The organism is Pseudomonas sp. Irchel s3h17, from assembly GCF_900187505.1.
Classification (GTDB): Bacteria; Pseudomonadota; Gammaproteobacteria; order Pseudomonadales; family Pseudomonadaceae; genus Aquipseudomonas.
The window spans coordinates 42371-64564 of record NZ_FYDL01000004.1 but is presented as its reverse complement, the minus strand read 5'-3'; the positions used below and the strand labels follow the sequence as shown (position 1 = coordinate 64564).

At 59.6% G+C, this 22194-nt stretch carries 17 protein-coding genes; 12 read left to right on the top strand and 5 right to left on the bottom strand.

Annotated features, from left to right (window positions below; translation table 11 throughout):
• Positions 1 to 391: 391 nt before the first annotated feature.
• On the top strand, positions 392 to 2485 hold the full coding sequence (locus CKW25_RS06295) for an LTA synthase family protein (RefSeq protein WP_095078331.1): 2094 nt from the start codon (positions 392 to 394) through the stop codon (positions 2483 to 2485).
• A gap of 257 nt (positions 2486 to 2742) precedes the next feature.
• Here the strand turns inward: CKW25_RS06295 and CKW25_RS06290 are convergent, their stop codons facing one another.
• Complete coding sequence (locus CKW25_RS06290; RefSeq protein ID WP_095078330.1) at positions 2743 to 2895, bottom strand: DUF3309 family protein; 153 nt, start codon at positions 2893 to 2895, stop codon at positions 2743 to 2745.
• Positions 2896 to 3186: 291 nt separating this feature from the next.
• On the opposite strand from CKW25_RS06290, the gene CKW25_RS06285 reads away from it, so the two are divergent.
• The 3 genes from CKW25_RS06285 (at position 3187) to csrA (ending at position 4992) form a co-directional block, all read left to right on the top strand.
• On the top strand, positions 3187 to 3990 hold the full coding sequence (locus tag CKW25_RS06285; RefSeq protein ID WP_095078329.1) for an SDR family oxidoreductase: 804 nt from the start codon (positions 3187 to 3189) through the stop codon (positions 3988 to 3990).
• A gap of 342 nt (positions 3991 to 4332) precedes the next feature.
• Positions 4333 to 4665: a YnfA family protein gene (locus tag CKW25_RS06280; protein WP_095078328.1), complete on the top strand. Its 333-nt coding sequence runs from the start codon at positions 4333 to 4335 to the stop codon at positions 4663 to 4665.
• A gap of 141 nt (positions 4666 to 4806) precedes the next feature.
• The gene (csrA, locus tag CKW25_RS06275) at positions 4807 to 4992 is read left to right on the top strand and encodes a carbon storage regulator CsrA (protein ID WP_095078327.1); all 186 of its coding nucleotides are present in this window, start codon (positions 4807 to 4809) and stop codon (positions 4990 to 4992) included.
• 3 nt (positions 4993 to 4995) lie between these two features.
• Here csrA and CKW25_RS06270 read toward each other — a convergent pair whose 3' ends face one another.
• Positions 4996 to 5223, bottom strand: a complete 228-nt coding sequence (locus tag CKW25_RS06270; RefSeq protein ID WP_095078326.1) for a YheU family protein — start codon at positions 5221 to 5223, stop codon at positions 4996 to 4998.
• Between the two features lie 40 nt (positions 5224 to 5263).
• The gene (gene mnmC, locus CKW25_RS06265) at positions 5264 to 7243 is read right to left on the bottom strand and encodes a bifunctional tRNA (5-methylaminomethyl-2-thiouridine)(34)-methyltransferase MnmD/FAD-dependent 5-carboxymethylaminomethyl-2-thiouridine(34) oxidoreductase MnmC (RefSeq protein ID WP_095078325.1); all 1980 of its coding nucleotides are present in this window, start codon (positions 7241 to 7243) and stop codon (positions 5264 to 5266) included.
• A gap of 140 nt (positions 7244 to 7383) precedes the next feature.
• On the opposite strand from mnmC, the gene pap reads away from it, so the two are divergent.
• From pap to CKW25_RS06250, 3 genes are all read left to right on the top strand, one after another.
• Positions 7384 to 8907: a polyphosphate:AMP phosphotransferase gene (gene pap, locus CKW25_RS06260; protein WP_095078324.1), complete on the top strand. Its 1524-nt coding sequence runs from the start codon at positions 7384 to 7386 to the stop codon at positions 8905 to 8907.
• 103 nt (positions 8908 to 9010) lie between these two features.
• Positions 9011 to 10195 carry a thiolase family protein gene (locus tag CKW25_RS06255; RefSeq protein WP_095078323.1) on the top strand — a complete coding sequence of 395 codons (1185 nt, stop codon included), beginning with the start codon at positions 9011 to 9013 and terminating at the stop codon, positions 10193 to 10195.
• Positions 10196 to 10320: 125 nt separating this feature from the next.
• Positions 10321 to 11283, top strand: a complete 963-nt coding sequence (locus CKW25_RS06250) for a DMT family transporter (RefSeq protein WP_095078322.1) — start codon at positions 10321 to 10323, stop codon at positions 11281 to 11283.
• A 187-nt stretch (positions 11284 to 11470) separates the two neighbouring features.
• Here CKW25_RS06250 and CKW25_RS06245 read toward each other — a convergent pair whose 3' ends face one another.
• Positions 11471 to 12865, bottom strand: coding sequence for a class II fumarate hydratase (locus tag CKW25_RS06245; RefSeq protein WP_095078321.1), 1395 nt, complete (start codon positions 12863 to 12865; stop codon positions 11471 to 11473).
• A 194-nt stretch (positions 12866 to 13059) separates the two neighbouring features.
• Here CKW25_RS06245 and CKW25_RS06240 point away from each other — a divergent pair, with 194 nt between their 5' ends.
• The 5 genes from CKW25_RS06240 to CKW25_RS06220 all read left to right on the top strand — a co-directional run bounded on the left by CKW25_RS06240 (position 13060) and on the right by CKW25_RS06220 (position 17467).
• Positions 13060 to 13581 (top strand): DUF2059 domain-containing protein, encoded by a 522-nt coding sequence (locus CKW25_RS06240; RefSeq protein ID WP_095078320.1) that lies wholly within the window; start codon positions 13060 to 13062, stop codon positions 13579 to 13581.
• A gap of 13 nt (positions 13582 to 13594) precedes the next feature.
• Positions 13595 to 13894, top strand: coding sequence for a BolA family transcriptional regulator (locus tag CKW25_RS06235; protein WP_095078319.1), 300 nt, complete (start codon positions 13595 to 13597; stop codon positions 13892 to 13894).
• A gap of 182 nt (positions 13895 to 14076) precedes the next feature.
• Positions 14077 to 15018: a rhodanese-related sulfurtransferase gene (locus CKW25_RS06230; protein ID WP_095078318.1), complete on the top strand. Its 942-nt coding sequence runs from the start codon at positions 14077 to 14079 to the stop codon at positions 15016 to 15018.
• Between the two features lie 36 nt (positions 15019 to 15054).
• Positions 15055 to 15657: a DsbA family protein gene (locus CKW25_RS06225; protein ID WP_172736438.1), complete on the top strand. Its 603-nt coding sequence runs from the start codon at positions 15055 to 15057 to the stop codon at positions 15655 to 15657.
• Positions 15650 to 17467: an ABC transporter ATP-binding protein gene (locus CKW25_RS06220; protein ID WP_095078316.1), complete on the top strand. Its 1818-nt coding sequence runs from the start codon at positions 15650 to 15652 to the stop codon at positions 17465 to 17467. The genes CKW25_RS06225 and CKW25_RS06220 overlap by 8 nt, the downstream gene beginning before the upstream one ends.
• Positions 17468 to 17480: 13 nt before the next feature.
• Here CKW25_RS06220 and CKW25_RS06215 read toward each other — a convergent pair whose 3' ends face one another.
• Positions 17481 to 22139, bottom strand: coding sequence for a deaminase domain-containing protein (locus CKW25_RS06215; RefSeq protein WP_095078315.1), 4659 nt, complete (start codon positions 22137 to 22139; stop codon positions 17481 to 17483).
• Positions 22140 to 22194 lie beyond the last annotated feature (55 nt).

Below are 22194 nucleotides of genomic sequence, written 5' to 3'. Positions count from 1 at the left end.
GAGGCTAATGCCGATCAGTTAAGCCAAAGACCAGCCGAACATAGTACTCGCCACGGGTTTCGTGTTCGGCTTTATTTCTCTTGACTGACTGGCATTAGCCTTGCGGCCCTTTTTTGTGTTTCCAGATATGCGTTGCACGAAATTTTCACAATCGCTCCAAGACAATTCGCCCGCGCCGTTTTCACGTTAAACACTCAGCTTGTCCTAGGTTCAAGGCCTCCGTGGCCGGACTTTGGGGCGTGTGCCAGTTAAAAATGGCAAAGCCGTGGGTGATCGTGCAACATTTGCACTCCGCGCAAGGTCCCGGCCAGTTGCTGCTATGCATGGCAATGAGAGGGCTGGGCGCCACTACTTTTTTGTAACTTCAACCTCCAATGGGTCCTGAAACGACATGGCAAACCCGGACGCCCTGAGTCAGCAGCGAGCTTCGAATCGCTTGCTGCAACCGACCGTCAAATCCCATCTGGCTTATACGCTGCTCTGCGCCCTGGTCATGATGGTGATGCTCTCCCTGCTGCGCCTGGCGCTGCTGGTCTACAACCGGGAGATGATGCTGGACACACCGGCTTCGACCTTTCTCGAAGCCTTCGCCAACGGCCTGCGTTTCGACCTGCGTCTGGTGATTTACCTCTGCATTCCGCTGTTGCTGTCACTGTTCAGTGCCCGGGCGATGGCCGCTCGTGGCCTGTTCCGCTCATGGCTGACGATTGTCTCCAGCATCGCGCTGTTCCTCGGCCTGATGGAGATGGACTTCTACCGCGAGTTCCACCAGCGCCTCAACGGCCTGGTCTTCCAGTATGTGAAGGAAGACCCGAAAACCGTGATGAGCATGCTCTGGTACGGCTTCCCGGTGGTGCGCTACCTGCTGGCGTGGGTCATTGGCACCTGGCTGTTGAGCCTGGCGTTCAAGGGCGCCGACCGTGCAACCCGTCCGCGTGGCCCGTTCAGCGGTGGCAATGTCAGCACCCGTCAGGTGGCACCGTGGTACACCCGCGTTGCCGTGTTCATGGTGTGCCTGCTGATCTGCGTTGCGGCCGCTCGTGGCACGCTGCGTCAAGGCCCGCCGATGCGTTGGGGTGACGTGTACACCACCGACTCGAACTTCGCCAACCAGCTGGGCCTCAATGGCACGCTGCAACTGGTCGCGGCGGCGAAAAGCCGCATGTCCGAAGACCGCGACAACATCTGGAAGGCAACCCTGCCACAGCCTGAAGCCCAGGAGATTGTCCGCGGCATGCTGGTGATGCCGGACGAAAAACTGGTGGATGCCGATACCGCCGCTGTGCGCCGTGATTTCATGCCGCCTGCCGACAAGACCCTGCCGATCAAGAACGTCGTGGTGATCCTGATGGAAAGCATGGCCGGTCACTCGGTCGGTGCCCTGGGCGCGCCTGGCAATATCACGCCGTACCTGGACAAGCTGTCCAAGGAAGGCCTGCTGTTCGACCGCTTCTTCTCCAACGGTACCCACACCCACCAGGGCATGTTCGCCACCATGGCCTGCTTCCCGAACCTGCCAGGCTTCGAATACCTGATGCAGACGCCGGAAGGCAGCCACAAGCTGTCCGGCCTGCCGCAGCTGCTCAGTGCGCGCAAGTTCGACGACGTCTACGTGTACAACGGTGATTTCGCCTGGGATAACCAGTCGGGCTTCTTCAGCAACCAGGGCATGACCAACTTCGTCGGTCGTAACGATTACATCAACCCGGTGTTCTCCGACCCGACGTGGGGTGTGTCCGACCAGGACATGTTCGACCGTGGCCTGGTGGAGCTCAAGGCGCGTGAAGGCGGCAAACCCTTCTATGCGCTGCTGCAAACCCTGTCCAACCACACCCCGTACGCGTTGCCGACCCCGTTGCCGGTGGAGAAAGTCACGGGCCGTGGCAACCTCGACGAGCACTTGACCGCCATGCGCTACTCCGACTGGGCGCTGGGTCAGTTCTTTGAGAAGGCCCGTAAAGAGCCGTACTTCAAGGAAACCCTGTTCGTCATCGTCGGCGACCACGGTTTTGGCAACGAGCGTCAAATCACCGAAATGGACCTGGGACGTTTCAACGTGCCGATGCTGATGATTGCTCCCGGCATCCAGGAAAAGTTCGGCAAGCTCGACCACACCGTCGGTACTCAAGTCGACATCGTGCCGACCATCATGGGTCGCCTGGGTGGCGAAGTGCGTCATCAGTGCTGGGGACGTGACCTGCTGAACCTGCCTGAAGGCGACACCGGTTTTGGCGTGATCAAGCCGTCGGGCAGCGAACAGACCACGGCGATCATCACCGTCGATCAGGTACTGGTGCTGCCGAAGGAAAAAGACATGGCGCCGAAGATGTACCAGTACCAGCTCGGAGCCAATCCTGGTGCCCAGGTCGTACCGGATGCACCGGCAACCGCCCAGATGAAGCAAAAGCTGGAAGCGTTCCTGCAGACGGCGACCAAGAGCCTGATCGATAACACCGCCGGTGTGGTCGATGGCACGCCTGAGTAAGCGTAAGCCGCACTGAAAAAGAGGCCCGTAAGGGCTAATGCCGATCAGTTAAGCCAAAGACCAGCCGAACATAGTACCCGTGGCGAGGGAGCTTGCTCCCGCTGGGCTGCGTAGCAGCCCAAAAACAGGGCCGCTTTGCGCCCCAGCGGGAGCAAGCTCCCTCGCCACGGGTTTCGTGTTCGGCTTTATTTCTCTTAACTGACTAGCATTAGCCCGTAAGGGCCTCTTTTTTTTGCTCTTGTGAATAGAGTCGGCGGTCAAATCCTACCGAGCAATAGCAACACCAGCAGGACGACCACGACGACGCCGAGGACACCGGACGGACCATATCCCCAGCTTCTGGAGTGCGGAAAGACCGGCAGACCACCAATCAATAGCAAGATCAGAATAATGAGAAGAATTGTGCCCATGTCGAGTTCCTCATTGGCCAGTTGTGACCGTCATTGGGGTTGAACCGAGTGTCTTAACTGTTTCGAGTTTCGCGGGTTAGTGAAAATTCAAAGTTTCTTTACTGCTTTTGGTTCGAACGCTTATTTCTATTTTTGCGGGATGGGCCGTCAGTGGCGCGCGTAACCTTCTTCGGCGTCAACATTCAATGGCCAAGGTTTGCCTGGGGCATTCAGCAGTTTGATGGTCATGGGTGTAGGAAAATCCTTCGCTACACTGCGAGCATCTCTCCCAGAACAACAAGGCTACTTCCTATGCAAAATCGCATGATGATCACTGGCGCCGGGTCCGGCCTGGGTCGCGAAATCGCTCTGCGCTGGGCGCGTGAAGGTTGGCAGCTGGCCTTGTCCGATGTCAGTGAGCCGGGCCTGCAAGAAACCCTGAGGCTGGTCCGCGAGGCCGGTGGTGATGGTTTCATCCAGCGCTGCGACGTGCGTGACTACAGTCAGTTGACGGCCTTCGCCCAAGCCTGCGAAGTCAGGTTCGGTGGCATCGATGTGATCGTCAACAATGCGGGCGTGGCCTCCGGCGGCTTTTTCAGCGAGCTGTCCCTGGAGGACTGGGACTGGCAGATCGCGATCAACCTGATGGGCGTGGTCAAGGGCTGCAAGGCCTTCTTGCCGCTGCTGGAAAAAAGCAAAGGCAAGATCATCAACATCGCCTCGATGGCGGCACTGATGCAAGGTCCGGCCATGAGTAACTACAACGTCGCCAAGGCGGGCGTCGTGGCGTTGTCCGAGAGCCTGCTGATCGAGCTGGCGCAGCAGGAGATCGGTGTGCACGTGGTCTGCCCGTCGTTCTTCCAGACCAACCTGCTGGACTCCTTCCGCGGTCCGACGCCGGCCATGAAGGCCCAGGTGGGCAAGTTGCTGGAAAGTTCGCCCATCACCGCCAGCGATATTGCCGACTACATCTATCAGCACGTGGCCGCGGGCGAGTTCATGATCCTCCCGCATGAGCAGGGCCGTATGGCCTGGGCGATCAAGCAGAAGAACCCACAGCTGCTCTACAACGAAATGACCCAGATGGCCGACAAGATGCGCACTAGGGTCTGTTGACGTTTGGTGGCGAGCCGCGTTGCTGGGCCAACGTGGGCGAGGCAAGGCGCGGGATGCCGCCAATGGTTGCTCCCTTGGCAAATCCCGCAACGCAGCCTCGCCCACGTTGGCACGCAACCCGAAGGGACGGGGCCCGCTTGGTGCAGGGCTGCGTTGCTCGGAACTTATTTGGAACAACCAAACCGCGTTCCTCGCGCCTTGCCCTGCACCAAGCGGGCATCCGTCGCGGCCGCCACCAAACGTCAACAGACCCTAAGGCCAGGCAGAGCGTCAGCTGAGCTTGCAGGGCAGGGGCCGGGTGGTTAGGGTTGCCGCAACTGGCAACCCCGATGAGACACGTACATGCTCAATTACCTGTGGTTTTTCCTTGCCGCACTGTTTGAAATCGCCGGTTGCTTCGCCTTCTGGATGTGGCTGCGCCAGGGTAAAAGCGCCTGGTGGATCGTCCCGGCGCTGCTCAGCCTGACCCTGTTTGCCCTGCTGTTGACCAAGGTCGAGTCGACCTATGCCGGCCGTGCCTACGCGGCGTATGGCGGGATATACATCGTCGCCTCGATTGGCTGGCTGGGCATGGTCGAGCGGGTTCGACCGCTGGGCTCGGACTGGCTGGGGGTTGCGCTCTGTGTGTTGGGCGCGAGCATCATTTTGTTTGGCCCGCGCTTCACTTCGCCTTGAGTCGATCGCGTGGCGGTGCAGGGGGTGTCTGTAGGGTGATTCGTCTCGACGTGTAGGAGTGAGCTGTTTTCTGGCCTCGGCATTGAAGAGCGGTCGTCAGCCGGCCATCTTCACTGTCCGATCATCTCAAGGACTAGAGCCATGCTTGTACTCAGCCGCGTTGTGGGCGAATTGATCTCCATTGGCGACACCATTTCTGTGCGCGTCCTCGCCGTGAACGGAGGCACGGTGCGATTCGGCGTGGAGGCGCCCAGGCACGTCAACGTACACCGCTGCGAAATCTACGAGCGGATGCAAGCCAAGCGTGCCCAGGGCAAGCGTGACTGAGTGTCAGTCAAACAGGTGCTTGGGCACATCGTGCTTGAGCATCAATTGGCATTGCTCGCTCTCAGGGTCGAAGACAATCAGGGCCTGGCCTTTGCTGAGTGCATGACGCACCCGTAGCACACGGGTTTGCAGCGGGGTGTCGTCGCCATTGTCGGTGCCGTCACGGGTGACGAAGTCTTCGATCAGGCGGGTCAGGGTGTCGACTTCAAGTTGGTCGTGGGGAATCAGCATAGGGGCCTCGGGTTATCAATGGGGCAACGCTTGGGTCGGCTCAGGTACCGCGAATCAGTCGGCGCAAGGCGAAGCGGTTCGGGTGGCAGGCCTCGGCAACACTTCTTGGCAGCGGCAGCGGTTCATTGTCCAGCCAGGCTGCGAGCAATTCACCGGACAGCGGCGCGGTGATCAACCCGCGAGAGCCGTGGCCACTGTTGACGTACAAGCCATCGAGCCATGGGCAAGGTACGTCCGGTACTTGCCGGGCATCCTTGCCCAGGGCCGCATAGGCCCGGCTAAAGGCTTGGCTGTCTGCCAGCGGGCCGACGATGGGCAGGTAGTCGGGGCTGGTGCAACGGAACGCCGCGCGGCCCTGGAGTTGCTCCGGGTCCAGTTGGTCGGCATGCAGGCGACCGACCAGGTCACCGGAGATTTCCCTGAGCATGTCCAGGTTGCCCAGGTGTTCGGCGGTGCTGGGTGTCAGGTCGTCACTGTTGAAGTCGAAGCTGGCGCCCAGGGTGTGTTCGCCCAGCCGCGCCGGGGCGACGTAACCTTCGGCGCACACCACCGTGGCCAGGCACTGGCTTTCAGCCGTTTGTGGCAGGCGGGTGATTTGCCCGCGAATGCGCTTGAGCGGCAAGTCGGCACTTTGGGCAAAGCGCTTGATCTCTGCGGCACCGGCCAGGATCACCACCGGTGCACTGGCCAGCAGTGACGCGTTGTCCCAGGCTTGCCAGTGGTCATCGACCTTGCGCAGTTCCAACGCGTCGCGGTGGGTCAGTACTTGCACATTGGGGTGAGAGGCTTGCCATCGGCACAAGGCCGGCGGATGCACCCAGCCGCCTTCGGGGTAATACAGGCCGCCGTGTTCCAGAGCGATGCCCGCTCGAGCCTGGGCGTCAGGCAAATCCAGCAGATGGACCAGGTCGGCGGGAAACGCGGCGGCCAATTGCGCCTGTCGCTCGGCCTCTTTGGCGTTGAACGCCAGTTGCAGTACGCCGCAGTCCGCCCAGTCAACACCACGCTGCAAGTGTTCGAGCAAGCGTCGGGTGTGGCCGAACCCGCTGACGATCAATTGCGAGAGGGCGGTGCCGTGAGCCGACAGTTTCAGATAGAGCACACCCTGCGGATTGCCCGAGGCTTCCTGTGCCAGAGCCTCGTGACGCTCCAGCAGACTGACCTGCCAGCCGCGCGCGGCGAGGCTGGATGCCGTGGCGCAACCGGCCAGTCCGCCGCCGATCACCAGGGCACGGCGCTCATCGACAACCTGGGTGGGGCGAGCAAACCACGGCTTGGCGGCCACCGGTGCGGGAGTATCCTCGGGCCAGGCCACGAACCCACCGCGCAGGATTTCCCATTTGTGGCCGATGCCCGGCGTGCGGCGCATCTTGAAGCCCGCGGCATTGAGCAGGCGCCGTACCCAGCCAGTGCTGGTAAAGGTGCTGATGGTCGAGTCGGGTGCGGCCAGGCGTGCCAGTTCGGCGAACAGTTCGGCGGTCCACATGTCCGGGTTTTTCGCCGGGGCAAAACCGTCGAGGAACCAGGCGTCAATCCGGGCGTCGAGTTGCGGCAACTGTTCCAGTGCGTCGCCGATCAACAGCGTCAGCGTGACCCGGCCGTTGTCCAGCACCAGGCGCTGAAAGCCCTGGTGGATGGCAACGTATTGGGCCAACAGCTGATCGGCAAAGGCTTTGAGCTCCGGCCAGAGTGCCAGTGCCCGTTGCAGGTCCGCCGGACTCAGCGGGTACTTTTCGACGCTGATGAAGTGCAGGCGTGCACCGGCCACGGCCTGCTGCTCGAACAACTGCCAGGCGCAGAGAAAATTCAGCCCGGTGCCGAACCCGGTCTCGCCGATCACCAGCCGACCATCGGCCGGCAATTGGGCAAAGCGCTCACTGAGGCGGTTTTGCTCGATGAACACGTAGCGGGTTTCATCAAGGCCCGACTGATCGGAGAAATACACGTCGTCAAACACCCGCGAACGCGGGCGACCTTGGTCGTCCCAGTCAAGCTGGGCGTGGGGCATAACAGGCTTCATGGTCGGCTCGGGGGTGGCAAGGCCGCCATTCTAGCCGATCACGGCAACGGCGATTGATCCACGGCAAGCGGGATCGCATTGCTTGCCCACTGGCACGGGCAATCCGCTAGTCTTGTGCAATCTTGCACGGGAGCGACTCAATGTTCGAATCTGCCGAAATCGGTCATGCGATCGACAAAGAAACTTTTGATAGCGAGGTTCCGGCTCTGCGCGAAGCTTTGCTCGAAGCCCAATACGAGCTCAGGCAGCAGGGCCGGTTTCCAGTGATCGTACTGATCAACGGTATCGAAGGTGCCGGCAAGGGCGAGACGGTCAAGTTGCTCAATGAGTGGATGGACCCCAGGTTGATCGAAGTGCGTACCTTCGATCAGCAGACCGACGAAGAACTGGCCCGCCCACCCGCCTGGCGTTATTGGCGGATGCTCCCGGCCAAAGGCCGGATGGGGGTGTTTTTCGGTAACTGGTACAGCCAGATGCTGCAAGGCCGGGTCCATGGCCTGTTCAAGGACGCGGTGCTGGATCAGGGGATCCATGGCGCCGAACGCTTGGAAAAAATGCTCTGCAACGAAGGCGCGTTGATCGTCAAGTTCTGGTTTCACCTGTCCAAGAAACAGATGAAGGCGCGCCTCAAATCCTTGCAGGACGACCCGCTGCACAGTTGGCGGATCAGCCCACTGGACTGGCAACAATCGGAAACCTACGACAAGTTCGTGCAATACGGCGAGCGGGTGATTCGTCGCACCAGTCGCGACTATGCGCCGTGGCATGTGATCGAGGGGGTGGATGCCAACTACCGGAGCCTGGCGGTGGGCAAGATTCTGCTCGAAAGCCTGCAAAACGCGCTCAAACGCTCCCGGCTCAAGCCGGACAAGGTCAGCGCCGCGCCACTGACCACCAGCGTCGATCAACGCAGCCTGCTGGACAGCCTGGACATGAGCCAGCATCTGGACAAGAAAGACTATGAAGAGCAGCTGATCACCGAGCAGGCGCGGCTGGCCGGCTTGCTGCGCGACAAGCGCATGCGCAAGCATGCGCTGATCGCCGTGTTCGAGGGCAATGACGCCGCGGGCAAGGGTGGGGCGATCCGTCGGGTCGCGGCGGCGCTGGACCCGCGCCAGTACAGCATCGTGCCGATTGCCGCACCCACCGAGGAAGAACGTGCGCAACCTTACCTTTGGCGGTTCTGGCGACACATACCGGCCCGTGGCAAGTTCACGATCTTCGACCGTTCCTGGTACGGGCGGGTACTGGTGGAGCGCATTGAAGGCTTCTGCAGTTCGGCCGACTGGATGCGGGCCTACGGTGAAATCAACGACTTCGAAGAGCAGATCAACGACTCCCGGGTGGTCGTGGTGAAGTTCTGGCTGGCGATCGACAAGCAGACCCAGCTGGAGCGGTTCCAGGAGCGCGAGCAGATTCCCTTCAAACGCTTCAAGATCACCGAAGACGACTGGCGCAATCGGGAGAAGTGGGACGACTACCGCACCGCCGTTGGCGATATGGTCGACCGCACCAGCACCGAGGTCGCGCCCTGGACCCTGGTGGAGGCCAACGACAAGCGTTGGGCCCGGGTCAAAGTGCTGCGCACCCTCAACCGCGCCCTGGAAGACGCCTTTGAGAAAACCGAACGGCAGGAGAAGAAATACAAGAAGGACAAGGAGTAGTCCGATGGGTTTGCATACGCGGGGTGAATGATTGTCGCAGTGGGCCGGGGCGCGGATTTATCCTCGAGCCACTTTCCAGTCGATAACAACAATGAGGTATGCCATGCGTGAAGTAGTGATCGTCGATAGCGTGCGGACCGGCCTGGCCAAGTCCTTTCGTGGCAAGTTCAATCAGACGCGTCCGGACGACATGGCAGCCCATTGCGTCAATGCGCTGCTCCAGCGCAATGGCATCGACCCGGCCAGTGTCGAGGATTGCATCGTCGGCGCCGGCTCCAACGAAGGCGCGCAGGGCTTCAACATCGGCCGTAACGTGGCGGTGCTGTCGCAACTGGGTGTCGGCACCAGCGGCATGACCCTCAATCGCTTCTGTTCGTCCGGCCTGCAGGCGATTGCCATTGCCGCCAACCAGATCGCTTCGGGCTGCAGCGACATCATCGTCGCCGGCGGTGTCGAGTCCATCAGCCTGACCATGAACAGCGTCAACAACGACAACCTGATCAACCCGTTGCTCAAGGAGCAGGTGCCAGGCATCTATTTCCCCATGGGCCAGACAGCGGAAATCGTCGCCCGTCGCTACAGCGTCAGCCGCGAGGAACAGGACCGCTACGCCCTGCAAAGCCAGTTGCGCACGGCCCAGGCGCAAGCCGCCGGGTTGTTCGACGATGAAATCGTTGCCATGGCGGTGAAGTACAAGGTCGAAGACAAAAACACCGGTGAGGTTCAAATCCTCGACGGTATTGTCGATCGCGATGACTGCAACCGTCCGGACACCACCTATGAAAGCCTGGCCGGGTTGAAGCCGGTGTTCGCCGAAGACGGCTCGGTCACGGCCGGCAACTCGTCGCAGCTGTCCGACGGGGCTTCGATGACGTTGGTGATGAGCCTGGAAAAAGCCCTGGAACTGGGCCTCAAGCCCAAGGCGTTCTTCCGCGGTTTCACCGTGGCCGGTTGCGAGCCGGACGAAATGGGCATCGGCCCGGTGTTCTCGGTACCCAAGCTGCTCAAGGCCAAAGGCTTGCAGGTGGCGGATATCGATCTGTGGGAACTCAACGAAGCCTTCGCTTCGCAGTGCCTGTATAGCCGTGAACGTTTGCAGATCGACAACGAGAAATACAACGTCAACGGCGGTTCGATCTCCATCGGCCACCCGTTCGGCATGACCGGCTCACGCCAGGTCGGGCATCTGGTGCGCGAGCTGCAACGGCGCAACCTGCGTTACGGCATCGTCACCATGTGCGTGGGCGGCGGCATGGGCGCGACGGGGTTGTTCGAAGCCGTACGTTAAACCAGCCAGGGCTGTGCCGGTACGACCGGTACAGTCTCGTTTGCGGCTTGTCCGCAACTGTCCCTGTGTGAGACCGGGGCGTGCGCCTAGAATGGGGTTTTCTCGCCGCTGTCCCTGGGGTTCTCATGCACATCTCGTCCGGTCGCTGGGTTTTTGGCCTGTTTCTCGCCTTGCTGACCGCGTTCCTCTGGGGAATCCTGCCGATCAAGCTCAAACAAGTGCTGCTGGTGATGGACCCGGTCACCGTGACCTGGTTTCGCCTGTTGGTGTCCGGCGGTTGCCTGTTCGTGTACCTGGCCGCGACCCGGCGCCTGCCACGCCGACAGGCGCTCGGGCCCAAGGGTGGCTGGCTGGTGCTGATGGCGGTGCTCGGGCTGGTGGGCAATTACGTGTTGTACCTGATGGGCTTGAACCTGCTGAGCCCGGGCACCGCGCAACTGGTGGTGCAGATGGGGCCGATCCTGTTGCTGATCGCCAGCCTGTTCGTGTTCAAGGAGCGTTTCAGCCTGGGGCAGGGGCTTGGCCTGATGGTGCTGTTGCTGGGGTTTGGCCTGTTTTTCAATCAACGATTGAGTGAGCTGCTGACCTCCTTGAGCGATTACACCGCCGGTGTGTTGCTGGTGCTGGCAGCGTCGACGGTCTGGACCTTTTATGCGCTGGGCCAGAAGCAATTGCTCACGGTGTGGAACTCGTTGCAGGTGATGATGGTGATCTACCTGTTCTGCGCCTTGTTGCTGACGCCGTGGGTGCACCCGCTGGAGTCCCTGCAACTGAGCCCGTTGCAGGGCTGGTTGCTGCTGGCCTGCTGCCTCAATACCCTGATTGCCTATGGTGCGTTTGCCGAGGCGCTGGCCCATTGGGAAGCCTCGCGGGTCAGCGCGACACTGGCGATCACGCCCCTGGTGACTTTCGCGGCCGTGGCGCTCGCCGCCTGGCTGTGGCCTGACTATGTGCAGGCCGAGCAGATCAACTCGCTGGCCTATGGCGGCGCGATACTGGTGGTGCTGGGGTCGGCACTGGTCGCATTGGGACCGTCGCTGATCGCCGGGCTCAAGGCGCGGCGGATGCGCATGGCGGTTGATCGGTAGACCGAGTTCGTGGCGAGCGAGCTTGCTCGCGCTGGGCTGCATGGCAGCCCCAAAGCTGGTCACCGGGTTTTATCTGAACGCCTGCGAGTAGTCCTGTTGGGGCGCTTCGCACCCCAGCGCGAGCAAGCTCGCTCGCCACGGAGTGTGCGTGCACTCTGGTTGTCAGGCGCCGCTGAGCGTCAAGGCTTCATCCCTGTTTGCCCGCATCCAGCATATTTTCCGGCCTCACCCAGGCATCGAACTGTTCATCGGTCAGGTACCCCAACTGCAACGCGGCCTCGCGCAGGGTCAGGCCTTCGCCATAGGCTTTTTTGGCAATCTCGGCGGACTTGTCGTAACCGATGTGCGGGTTCAACGCGGTCACCAGCATCAGACCACGCTCCAGGTGGGCCGCCATTTGCTCGGCATCCGGCGTAAGGCCCGCGATGCAATGCAGCTGGAAGTTGCTGCAGCCATCGCCGAGCAGGCGGATCGATTGCAGCAGGTTGTGAATGATCACCGGTTTGAACACGTTCAATTGCAAGTGGCCCTGGCTCGCGGCAAAGCCGATCGCCACGTCGTTGCCCAGCACCTGGCAGGCCAGCATCGACAAGGCTTCGCACTGGGTCGGGTTGACCTTGCCGGGCATGATCGAGCTGCCGGGCTCGTTGGCCGGCAGCTTGACCTCGGCGAAACCGGCGCGCGGGCCGGAGCCGAGCAGGCGCAGGTCGTTGGCGATTTTCATCAGGGCCACGGCGAGGGTCTTCAGCGCGCCGGACAAGGTGGTCAACGGCTCATGGCCGGCCAGCGCGGCAAATTTGTTGGGTGCGGTGATGAACGGCAAGCCCGAGAGGGCCGCCAGTTCCGCGGCAATGGCCTCGCCAAAGCCATGGGGCGAGTTGAGGCCGGTGCCGACCGCCGTGCCACCTTGTGCCAGTTCGCAAACCGGCGGCAGTGCGCTGCGGATCGCGCGCTCGGCGTAGTCGAGTTGGGCGACGAATGCCGAAACTTCCTGGCCGAAGGTAATAGGGGTGGCATCCATCAGGTGGGTGCGACCGGTCTTCACCAGGTTCATGTGGCGCACGGCCAGTTCCGCCAGGCCACCGGAGAGTTCGCTGATGGCCGGCAGCAGGTGTTGTTGCACGGCTTGCACGGCCGCGATGTGCATGGCGGTCGGAAAGCAGTCGTTGGAGCTTTGCGAGCGATTGACGTGATCGTTCGGGTGGACCGGACTCTTGCCCCCGCGAGGGTTGCCGGCCAGTTCGTTGGCGCGCCCGGCGATCACTTCGTTGACGTTCATGTTGCTCTGGGTGCCGCTGCCGGTTTGCCAGACCACCAGCGGGAACTGGTCGTCATGGTCGCCGGCGAGCACTTCGTCAGCCGCCTGCTCGATCAGCCTGGCAATATTCGCCGGCAGGCCCCCGTTGCGATCATTGACCCGTGCCGCGGCCTTCTTGATCAGCGCCAGCGCATGCAGGACGGCCAGTGGCATGCGTTCGTTGCCGATGGCGAAGTTGATCAGCGAGCGTTGCGTCTGAGCGCCCCAATAGGCTTCGTCCGGGACGTCAACCTGGCCAAGGCTGTCGGTTTCAATTCGGCTCATGGATCAGCTTCCTCAAGGTTTGATAGCCAAGTTTAGGTCGTGATCGTCGCCGCGGGTTCCATCAGTCGCTTTTTCTACCGTTCGGTTGCTCTAAATCAGGCCAGGCAAGGGCCAGGGGGTTGAGCGCGCGCGTTTTTTTGGCGCAGAATGGCTCCCCTTGGGGTTTTACCTCGCCTGCTAGAATAGGAAACTCGATGACCCGTCTTCGTGCTATCTGTACCGCGGTTGCCCTGGTCTGCGCCAGCGGCCAGGCATTCGCCGATACCGCCAGCCACAATGCCAGTGCCGAGGCTTTCCTGACCCTGGCGCACGCTGACAAGCTGGGCACTCCGGTGTACATGCAAGTGCAGCAGATGTTTGCCCAACGCTTTGCCCAGACCAAGGCGCCGGAATCGAAAAAGGCCCTGCTGGAAACCTATCAGGCCAAGGCCAACGCTGCGCTGGACCAGGCTATCGGCTGGAACAAGCTCAAGCCGGACATGGTCAAGCTCTACACCAGCAACTTCAGCGAATCCGAGCTCAAGGACCTGGTGGCGTTCTACAAATCGCCACTGGGCAAGAAAGTCCTGGAAAAAATGCCGCAGTTGACTCAGCAATCGGCCCAACTGACCCAGGCCAAGCTGGAAAGCGCGGTGCCTGTAGTGAACAAGCTGCTGGCGGACATGACCAACGAGCTGGATCCGAAAGCGGCTGCCGCCGCCAAGAAGAAGCCTTGAGCGGAGCCCGGGAATGATCATGCAACAACGGATCGAATCGGCACTGGGCGCCTTGAACCCTGCCCATCTGGATGTGCTGGATGAAAGCCACATGCACAGCCGCGGGTTGCAGACCCACTTCAAGGCCGTCGTCGTCAGCGACCAGTTCGCCGGACTCAACAGCGTCAAGCGGCACCAGAAGGTCTACGCCACCCTGGGCGACCTGATGGGCGAGTTCCATGCCCTGGCCCTGCACACCTACACGCCAGAGGAATGGGCGAAAGTTGGCGCTGCTCCTGCCTCGCCGACCTGCGCTGGCGGTAGCAAGCATTGATGTGAGGGTTGAGAGGTCAAGGCGCTGTTGTAGCCAGGGAGCAAGCTCCCTCGCCACAAAGGTATCCGACAGTCCAAATACCCCTGCATTTTTGCTAGAATCCGCAACGCGCCGCTTAGCCGGCGCGTTTTTTTTCGCATCCGGTTCACCCTTTACGAGGGTAGCCACCTGGAGAATCACCCATGACACAACAGATTGTCGTGGCGGCACTGTATAAGTTCGTCACCCTCGAAGATTACGTCGCCCTGCGCGAGCCACTGTTGCAGGCGATGGTCGATAACGACATCAAAGGTACCTTGCTGATCGCCGAAGAAGGCATCAACGGCACGGTTTCCGGCAGCCGTGAAGGTATCGATGGCCTGCTGGCCTGGCTCAGGAATGACCCGCGCATGATCGACATCGATCATAAAGAGTCGTACTGCGATGAGCAGCCGTTCTACCGCACCAAGGTCAAGCTCAAGAAAGAGATCGTCACCCTGGGCGTCGAGGGCGTGGACCCGAATAAAAAGGTCGGTACCTACGTTGATCCGCAGAACTGGAATGCGTTGATCAGCGACCCGGAAGTGCTGTTGATCGATACCCGCAACGACTACGAAGTCTCGATCGGTACCTTCGAGGGCGCGATCGACCCGAAAACCACCAGCTTTCGCGAATTTCCCGACTACATCAAAGCCAACTTCGATCCGGCCAAACACAAGAAGGTCGCGATGTTCTGCACCGGTGGCATTCGCTGCGAAAAGGCTTCGAGCTACATGCTCAGCCAGGGTTTCGATGAGGTATTCCACCTCAAGGGCGGGATCCTCAAGTACCTTGAAGAGGTGCCGCAGGAAGAAACCAAATGGCAGGGCGACTGCTTTGTGTTCGACAACCGCGTCACCGTTCGTCACGACTTGAGCGAAGGCGACTACGATCAGTGTCATGCCTGTCGTACGCCTATCAGTGTGGAAGACCGCGCATCCGAGCACTACGTGGCGGGCATCAGTTGCCCCCATTGCTGGGATAAGCTGAGTGAGAAGACCCGTCGCAGTGCAATCGACCGGCAGAAACAGATCGAACTGGCCAAGGCCCGCAATCAGCCGCACCCGATTGGTTACAACTACAAGCAATCCAGCACCGAGGCCTGAACCATGTCTGCGCGCCTACTCTATGTAATGGACCCAATGTGTTCCTGGTGCTGGGGGTTTGCCCCGGTGGCCGAGGCCCTGGTAGAGCAGGCTCAGGCCGCAGGCGTAGACGTGCACCTGGTGGTTGGCGGTTTGCGCACCGGTAGCGGTGCGGCGCTGGAGCCCACTACCCGGCGCTATATTCTCGAGCACTGGCAGGCCGTCATGCAGGCGACCGGCCAGCCGTTCACGTTTGAAGGTGCATTGCCAGACGGTTTTGTCTATGACACGGAGCCGGCCTGTCGCGCCTTGGTGACGGCGCGCAGCCTGGCGCCGGATTGCGCCTGGAAACTGCTCAAGCTCATCCAGCAGGCGTTTTATGTGCAAGGTCGCGATGTCACCCATGCCAGCGTCTTGGTGGAGCTGGCCGAGCAAGCGGGTTTGCCGCGTATCGAATTCGCCGCGGCCTTCGATCGTGCCGAACAGCATGCCGCGACGGCGGCGGACTTCACCTGGGTCCAGGACCTGGGGATTGCCGGGTTCCCGACCTTGCTGGCCGAGCGCAATGGTCAATTGGCGTTGTTGACCAATGGCTACCAGGCCCTCGACGAATTGTCCCCGTTGCTCGGCCGTTGGCTGGAGCGCGCTGCCTGTGTATGACCCGCTTGACGATGTGCAGCCACCCAGGCAAGTCGACCGTCTGAGTTGGGCGGAAATCCGTCGACTGGCCCTGCGCCATAAGAAAGCCCTGTGGATTGCCAATGGCGTCGCCGTGCTGGCGACCCTGTGCAGTGTGCCGATCCCCCTGCTGTTGCCATTGCTGGTGGACGAAGTCCTGCTGGGGCATGGCGACGCGGCCTTGAAGGTGATGAACCACGCATTGCCCGCCGCCTGGCAAAGCGCTGCCGGCTATATCGGCTTGATGCTCTTCGCCACCTTGACCCTGCGTTGTGGCGCGTTACTGTTCAACGTCGTGCAGGCGCGCTTGTTTGCAGGCCTGGCCAAGGACATTGTGTATCGCCTGCGCCTGCGCTTGATCGAACGCCTCAAGTGCATTTCCCTCGGCGAGTACGAGAGCCTGGGCAGTGGCACCGTGACCACGCACCTGGTCACTGACCTGGACACGATCGATAAATTCGTCGGCGAAACCCTCAGCCGCTTTCTGGTGGCGATGCTCACGCTGGTGGGCACCGCCGGCATCCTGATGTGGATGCACTGGCAGCTGGCATTGTTGATTCTGCTGTTCAATCCGCTGGTGATCTATGCCACGGTGCAGTTGGGCAAGCGGGTCAAGCACCTGAAGAAGCTGGAGAACGACAGCACCTCGCGGTTCACCCAGGCACTGACCGAAACCCTGGAAGCCATTCAGGAAGTCCGTGCGGGTAATCGTCAGGGCTTTTTCCTCGGTCGACTGGGCAAGCGCGCGCAGGAAGTGCGCAACTATGCCATCAACTCCCAGTGGAAAAGCGACGCCTCGAGCCGCGCCAGCGGTCTATTGTTCCAGTTCGGCATCGACATCTTTCGCGCCGCCGCCATGCTCACGGTGTTGTTTTCCGACCTGTCTATCGGCCAGATGCTGGCGGTATTCAGCTACCTCTGGTTCATGATCGGCCCGGTGGAGCAGTTGCTGAATCTGCAATACGCCTATTACGCGGCCGGCGGTGCGCTGAGCAGAATCAACGAGTTGCTGTCGCGTGCCGACGAACCCCAATACCCCGGTGGCGTGGACCCGTTCAAAGGTCGGGAAACCGTGGGTATCGAAGTGCAGGGCCTGAGTTTCAGCTATGGCGAGGAGCCGGTGCTGGAGCAGTTGAACCTGTCCATCTCGCCCGGTGAAAAGGTGGCCATCGTGGGGGCCAGCGGTGGCGGTAAAAGCACCCTGGTGCAATTGCTGCTGGGGCTATACACGCCGCAGGCGGGCAGTATTCGATTTGGTGGGGTGACCCAGCAGGACATTGGCCTGGAAACCGTGCGCGAGCATGTCGCGGTGGTACTGCAACACCCGGCGCTGTTCAATGACTCCGTCCGCTCCAACCTGACCATGGGCCGCGAGCGCAGCGACGAGGCCTGTTGGCAGGCGCTGGAAATTGCCCAGCTCGACGGGACGGTCAAGGCCTTGCCCCAAGGGCTGGACAGTGTCCTTGGCCGTTCCGGTGTGCGTTTGTCCGGTGGTCAGCGCCAGCGCCTGGCCATTGCCCGCATGGTATTGGCCGAGCCAAAGGTGGTCATCCTCGATGAAGCCACGTCGGCCCTGGATGCCGCCACCGAATACAACCTGCACCAGGCACTGGCGCGGTTCCTCAGTGGCCGTACCACCCTGATCATTGCGCACCGGTTATCTGCGGTTAAACAGGCCGATCGAGTGCTGGTATTCGATGGTGGCAGCGTTGCCGAAGATGGCGACCATCAGCAACTGATTGCCGATGGTGGTTTGTACGCCAAGTTGTATGGGCATTTGCAGCAGCATTGATCGCCTCGAATGCCTACTTCCAGATGACATCCAGCGCACCCGGGCTGCCGTCGTAGCCGAATTGCTTGATGACCACGGAGCATGAATCGCAGGGTGCCAGGGTGGTGGCGATGGTGATGGAATCAAGCTGTTTGGGGTCTGGGTATTTGCTTCGTATAACGCTAATAAGCTTGCTTTCGGTATCCAGCGAAGTCGGTCGTGATGTGAGCGCCGGTGTGTAGTTCTCAATATTGTCGATGGTGTGGGGAATTGCCTGCAGCTTGCCTTCCGGCGTCACACTAAGCGCCGTCTGCGGAAAACGGGTCCCCCAATCGATATTGATGTAGCGAGTGCTGCCAACGGAAACCTCATGGGTCGCCGGGTTTTTGGCGAACAACGGTAGAAACGCGGTATCGCCTTGTTGGCCTGAAACACTGACATACACCTCATGCGCACCTGTTTTGGTTTTTATCTCGGCGAACGCAATGTTTCTGGGACGGTGGACCGGGCGCCCTGTTCTGGAACTGATCAGTCGTTGCAGTTGCATCATCGTGTCATCGATTCTCAATGCTCCAGGTCCCGCATGTGTCGATGACGCGAAGGTGATGGCCTGTCTTGCGAACAGAGTGTTGAAAATTTCCGCGGTCGTCTCGCGTACGCTGTCTGGCGCAGCCCTGGATAATGACCAGGTCGCAGCACCATCGACGGAGGTGCGCACGATCATTCGGGTGGAGTGATCAAACAGGATCGCTTCCGCCGGGCTGGTATCGACTTTGAGCCATTTGAGCGTTTCAGGTGGATTGGCATGGCCGCCGATGGAAATGGCGATATCGTCGATGGCTTTCAAGGCTCGCTCTGCCAAGGGTTGGCCATGGATTCTCACCATGTTGTTGGCAAGCAGCGAGCCGGTGTAGACCGTCCGCAGCTCCTTTTCGAGAGCGGTAGGGGGGGTGGTCGCTTTGTTGAACGTCAGCATGTCGGTCAGGCTCTGCCCCTTGGCACATTCGGCGACGTAAAAGTCACCGGCATCCAGACGCATGAACACGTAGTGTTTGGATCCGTCCATGGCCTCGACGATGATGGCACCGGCACGGATGTTATCGACCAATGGCTCTCCTGCAACCGGGATGCTGACCATGAACCGCCCATAGATGCCTTTTTGAAACTCCATCGTGGCTTGGAGGGAATGTTTCGTACGTAACGCGCTGATCCGTATTGGCATCTTGCCGGTGGGGGGGGTGTAAATCAGGTCTCCGAACCAAGGTGCCCAGCCCTTGGTGTTGTCGAAACTGCCGATGTCAGGAGTGGGGGCGGGGTCTCGAAGGACGTAACTTGTCCGGCACACTTCAAAACGAGGCGCGCGGGGAGCGCGGCAAGGTATTGTCTTGTAGGTGTCTTCGACCAGATCGGCACGACGCAGCACGCCGTCCTGCAATCGGTAGGGCTGATCATCGATGAACAGTGTCGTCCGGCCATCGACTTCGAGCACTTCTTGAACGCGGCTGTTTCTCGTGAGCTCGACGATGGTGTGATGGTCATTGTTTTCCAGTGTGCGGTAGTGGGAGCGCCCCAGCAGAAGTTCATCGGTGGAAGCATTGATAGCCGGGCCGTAAGGTCTGGACGATAACGGATCGATCAAGCGATAGCTGGTTTTGCTGGTGGAGACGATGCTGCGTACCGGTACATCATCGATGTCTCTGATTCTCGCCAACTGGTCGCCACTCGCCAATGGCTTCCAGTTCCCGGCATCACGGATGCGCGGCAGGCTGCGTGTGAAGTCATAGTGGCCTGCCTTGCCCCTCAGTTGCTGGATCCGGAAAACTCCGAACCTGACCAGCTTCAGTCCCTTGGCTCCCAATATCTGGAACAACGAAACAGCCATGTCGGCGGGGTTTAGAGCCTGTAGGGTCAGGATCATTACTTGTTTGATGGTTGATGCAAATGCCGGCAGTCTCATGCTTAGAGCCAATCGTCCGGGATTTACAATCAGTCGTAGCGAGCCGGCGGCAAATTTTCCGATGGGGCTGGCAAACGGAGCCACCTCCATTGACAAGCCAAATGCGCCATTCACTATCCGCTGTGGGTCACCTGATGCCAGGTCATCAATGTTTTTCCAGAAGGGTACGAATGCCTTTATGTTTTCTCTTAGCTTCTCCAGCTCGGTATCCTCGCGTTCAAGCGCGGTCTCTCCATAGCCGGTAGCACGAATCACTTTTGGGTCTTGATAGAGTAATTGGGTGGCGATGAAGTTGCTGATTTCCTTGCCGCGACTTGAGTTGATTGACACCGGGACTTCGTCGATGGAGTGGGACGGTGCCAAGAATGTATGACCCAGTTGTTCGACGATAGCCTCGCACCTGGCTGGACTTTTCGGTTTTACACCGGTGGCATGGGCGTCCCAGTCAAACGGCAATGTCCGATTGCTCAAGGTCTCGACTGAGTGGGAGTACATGCCTGCCGGCCAGTTTTCGTAGGTGAGCACACCGCCGAACTGGTTCGGAGCAAGGTTGTCGATGCGACGTATAATTCCCGCCCTGGGTAGCAGTTCGATGGTGTTGGTGAGACCGTTAAAGGTTGTTACTAACAGCAAACCATTGCGGGTACGCAGCGGTAATAGCTTTTCAGGCGTTTCGTGTTTGGCTTCTACGCGAAACGTTTGCTGCCTCAGGGTATAAATCTTGAGTTCGCCCAGTTCCAGAGCTTTTCGATCAGAATAGGGCAGCGATGCCAATAGATTGTTGATCAGCGTTGCGTAGGCCGCTGTCAGTGATTGCAGATGGCTCAGGAATTCCTCATCGAACTGTTTCTTGACATCGGGCAAGGTGCCGGTTGGCCCAATCTTGGCAACACTATCGAAACCCTCGCTCTGTATATTTCGATACTCGTCTATGGATAGTTTTAACGTGGTGACGGTGTGGTCGTTTTTCGCAATGTGCCAGGGTTTGCGATCATCAAACTTACCCGATGCCACAACGTCAGCTGCCGAATAGTAGTCATAGGCTTTGTTTGCGAAAGTCGGAGTATCTTTCCCACGGTCGTAATCGTGCCTTTTTCGTGCCAGCAGGTGTTCCTTCCAATACCAGTGTTTATCTGTGGTTTCGAGCCGATTTAACTTTGGGGCTAGGTTTGTATCCACTGCCGTTTGCGCAATGGACAATCGTTTGGGCGGTTCGTTATTGAGTTGGATGATCGCGTCATTGAGGGTGGCAATGTGTTTGTCCAGTTCTGCTTGCGCCCGTTCGATGTCAAGTTGTGTGAAGGCTTCTCGCTGTTTTTGCGCAATGATTCCCTGGCTCACCGCCCAATCCAGAGTCGGAAGCAATCTGGCCATACCAATATTTTCCAACTGTTCTGCTGTTGCACCCTCCGATTGCTCAAGGGGTAGTCTGGTCAACTGCTCGAAATTGAATCTGTTCAAGGCTCCAGGGTCGGTCGCGTTGATCAGGTTTACGCCATTCACGAAGTTTACCCAGACGACAGAACTCCTATAGGGCAGATCGGATGGAATATCGCTGACACTGAACTCGGCGGGAAACTGGCGAAGGAACAGCCTGGCGATGACAATGGCCTCTTTTTCCGACGATGCCTGCTTTGAGGAGAGCAAATGGGTTTCGAACTCGCCCCGTATGGATGGGTAGCTCTTCCCCCAGTGGGTGCGAGCCTGAAAATCGTAGCCGGCGATTCGTACGGGAATGTCGGTGGGAGGTGACTGGAACCAGATCTCAAGTGCGTTAGCGACAACCTTGGTGCGAATGCGCGGCGAGCTTTCCTCCCCTGGTTTGCCCCCGTACCAATCCATCGCGGACAGTAAGTGAGTCCCCAACGTTTCTGCTTCCGGGCTTTCCAGGATTTTCTGAAGAAAAGCGGTAGGCCGAGCACGAATCTGTTCAACCGTGGCCGATGAAAGTATGTCTCCGGCCAGATGTGTCAGCAGGGAAGTCTTCCCATCTGGCAAGTAGGTTTGGAGGATGCGTTTAATATCACGGGCAGCCAGCCCATAGTGTGTTCTGAGCAATCGGACTTGAGAACGGACGGCAGCCGCTGACAGGCCCGCGTGGGATGACTTGAGGCTGTGCTTAACGGGGCTTGGCCGAAAATCCAGGATGTTGAAGTCTTCTTCGAGCCCCAGTCGAAAGCCTGCGATCTTTTCTTCCAAGGCGTCGATGGCCGCCTGGTGTTGGTCGGCGTGTGTCGGGTCCCATGGAGTAATGCCGTAAAACGTGGCCATTCTGAAGACGGGGATCAGCCGGTCATGGCGGATTTGGCCGCTCAGCAATTGAACTGACTTTTCGATATGGGTTCGAAAATTTTTCCATTTCGGGTTCCCTGACAAATTCAGTATTGTCTTGTTTTCACCCTCGCGATTTGATGTTTCATAGACATATGCACCCTCTTTGATCGTGACCGTCAGGTAGTGTGGGGACACGTTGTGGCTCTTGCACAAGGCTCGGTAGTCGGAATCTTCGAGCAACTGCTGCAACGCGATCTGACCGGTTTCATTTTCCTGATTCAAGGGGGAGTAGGTACGAGGCCTGATCAAGCTCTTTTGAAAATCAGCCCGCGAAGTTATCTCCAGGCGCATGAAAGACAGCAACAGTTCATAATCCTGAATCTGACCTTGGTGGACCTGAGCGGCAGTAGGGAGGGGGGTGACCGGATTGCTTGAGGCGCCAGCGGCAGGTGTTTCTTGCATGGAGTGGTTTCTCTTTTCTCGTATGGGTCGGTTTTCCCGCGGTTTCGCGGGTGAC

Excerpts from the sequence above, each read along its gene's own strand:
- CKW25_RS06295 (WP_095078331.1), top strand. The coding sequence starts at position 392 with ATGGCAAACCCGGACGCCCTGAGTCAGCAGCGAGCTTCGAATCGCTTG.
- CKW25_RS06290 (WP_095078330.1), bottom strand. The coding sequence starts at position 2,895 with ATGGGCACAATTCTTCTCATTATTCTGATCTTGCTATTGATTGGTGGT.
- CKW25_RS06285 (WP_095078329.1), top strand. The coding sequence starts at position 3,187 with ATGCAAAATCGCATGATGATCACTGGCGCCGGGTCCGGCCTGGGTCGC.
- CKW25_RS06280 (WP_095078328.1), top strand. The coding sequence starts at position 4,333 with ATGCTCAATTACCTGTGGTTTTTCCTTGCCGCACTGTTTGAAATCGCC.
- csrA (WP_095078327.1), top strand. The coding sequence starts at position 4,807 with ATGCTTGTACTCAGCCGCGTTGTGGGCGAATTGATCTCCATTGGCGAC.
- CKW25_RS06270 (WP_095078326.1), bottom strand. The coding sequence starts at position 5,223 with ATGCTGATTCCCCACGACCAACTTGAAGTCGACACCCTGACCCGCCTG.
- mnmC (WP_095078325.1), bottom strand. The coding sequence starts at position 7,243 with ATGAAGCCTGTTATGCCCCACGCCCAGCTTGACTGGGACGACCAAGGT.
- pap (WP_095078324.1), top strand. The coding sequence starts at position 7,384 with ATGTTCGAATCTGCCGAAATCGGTCATGCGATCGACAAAGAAACTTTT.
- CKW25_RS06255 (WP_095078323.1), top strand. The coding sequence starts at position 9,011 with ATGCGTGAAGTAGTGATCGTCGATAGCGTGCGGACCGGCCTGGCCAAG.
- CKW25_RS06250 (WP_095078322.1), top strand. The coding sequence starts at position 10,321 with ATGCACATCTCGTCCGGTCGCTGGGTTTTTGGCCTGTTTCTCGCCTTG.
- CKW25_RS06245 (WP_095078321.1), bottom strand. The coding sequence starts at position 12,865 with ATGAGCCGAATTGAAACCGACAGCCTTGGCCAGGTTGACGTCCCGGAC.
- CKW25_RS06240 (WP_095078320.1), top strand. The coding sequence starts at position 13,060 with ATGACCCGTCTTCGTGCTATCTGTACCGCGGTTGCCCTGGTCTGCGCC.
- CKW25_RS06235 (WP_095078319.1), top strand. The coding sequence starts at position 13,595 with ATGATCATGCAACAACGGATCGAATCGGCACTGGGCGCCTTGAACCCT.
- CKW25_RS06230 (WP_095078318.1), top strand. The coding sequence starts at position 14,077 with ATGACACAACAGATTGTCGTGGCGGCACTGTATAAGTTCGTCACCCTC.
- CKW25_RS06225 (WP_172736438.1), top strand. The coding sequence starts at position 15,055 with ATGTGTTCCTGGTGCTGGGGGTTTGCCCCGGTGGCCGAGGCCCTGGTA.
- CKW25_RS06215 (WP_095078315.1), bottom strand. The coding sequence starts at position 22,139 with ATGCAAGAAACACCTGCCGCTGGCGCCTCAAGCAATCCGGTCACCCCC.